Origin of the sequence: Paraburkholderia sediminicola (assembly GCF_046026895.1) — a bacterium.
Lineage (GTDB): Bacteria > Pseudomonadota > Gammaproteobacteria > Burkholderiales > Burkholderiaceae > Paraburkholderia > Paraburkholderia sediminicola_C.
Genome location: NZ_JAQQEU010000300.1, coordinates 1 through 366, shown reverse-complemented (window position 1 = coordinate 366; position 366 = coordinate 1). Strand labels below are relative to the sequence as shown.

Genomic DNA, 366 nt, shown 5'->3' with positions numbered 1-366 from the left:
CGGCGTTCGCAATCCGATCGTCCTATCGCTTATTTCTCTTTCCGGCTGGCATCATTTGCGTAGCCTGCATATCCGCCCAAAATTGCGAGGGCGGCTGTCAATGCAACCCAGATAACAAAGAAGGTGTTTTCTGCCGAGCGGGACGCGTCGAACAAACTCCCTTTGCCGTGCAGCACGAGAACACCGAACAGATACAGGCCAAGCCACGCACCGGCAGTAGCCAGGACTGCCCCAGCTGTGATTCCAACGACGATCCTCATTAGTTTCATTTCACGGAAAGAAAAGAATCGTTTTTGATTTTCGGAAATCTGACCAGATACCGGGGATCACAATGTTCCAGGTAACTCTCAGCCCTGTGCCCGTGCC

The 366-nt window shown here is 52.7% G+C and carries 1 protein-coding gene; it reads right to left on the bottom strand.

Annotated elements, in window-relative coordinates:
• Positions 1-29 precede the first annotated feature (29 nt).
• Positions 30-260, bottom strand: a complete 231-nt coding sequence (locus PQR02_RS40865) for a hypothetical protein (RefSeq protein ID WP_408243460.1) — start codon at positions 258-260, stop codon at positions 30-32.
• Positions 261-366: the final 106 nt, after the last annotated feature.